An 879-nucleotide genomic window follows, 5' to 3' on the forward strand; every position below is an offset into this window, starting at 1 on the left:
TCGGCGTGTCACCCAGGTCATCATTACTGAGCACATTACCGGTGGTCACCGGCGTATCTTCCTGGGTGCTGTAGCTGTCAGCAACTGCCGACGGATCATCATTCCCCTCGCTGACAGTCATGGTAACTGTAGCTGTTGATTGCTGACCATCAGCATCTTCGATGGTGTAGGTAAACGTATCGGTACCGTTAAAATTAGCCGCCGGGGTGTAATCAAAGGTGCCGTCATTGTTGTAACTGACCGTACCACCGTTGGTACTGCTGTTGTCGTAGGTAACAACCGTTGTCGGCGTGTCACCCAGGTCATCATTACTGAGCACATTACCGGTGGTCACCGGCGTGTCTTCCTGGGTGCTGTAGCTGTCAGCAACTGCCGACGGATCATCATTTCCCTCGCTGACAGTCATGGTAACTGTAGCTGTTGATTGCTGACCATCAGCATCTTCAATGGTGTAGGTAAACGTATCAGTACCGTTAAAATTAGCCGCCGGGGTGTAATCAAAGGTGCCGTCATTGTTGTAACTGACCGTACCACCGTTGGTACTGCTGTTGTCGTAGGTAACAACCGTTGTCGGCGTGTCACCCAGGTCATCATTACTGAGCACATTACCGGTGGTCACCGGCGTATCTTCCTGGGTGCTGTAGCTGTCAGCAACTGCCGACGGATCATCATTCCCCTCGCTGACAGTCATGGTAACTGTAGCTGTTGATTGCTGACCATCAGCATCTTCGATGGTGTAGGTAAACGTATCGGTACCGTTAAAATTAGCCGCCGGGGTGTAATCAAAGGTGCCGTCATTATTGTAACTGACCGTACCACCGTTGGTACTGCTGTTGTCGTAGGTAACAACCGTTGTCGGCGTGTCACCCAGGTCATCAT

Annotated in this window: 1 protein-coding gene; it reads right to left on the reverse strand. The window is 51.4% G+C overall.

Annotated elements, in window-relative coordinates:
• Positions 1-879 (reverse strand): Ig-like domain-containing protein (locus BGP75_RS00050; RefSeq protein ID WP_143820936.1); only part of this gene is annotated, 879 nt, incomplete at both ends.

The organism is Motiliproteus sp. MSK22-1 (assembly GCF_001968815.1).
GTDB lineage: Bacteria > Pseudomonadota > Gammaproteobacteria > Pseudomonadales > Balneatricaceae > Motiliproteus.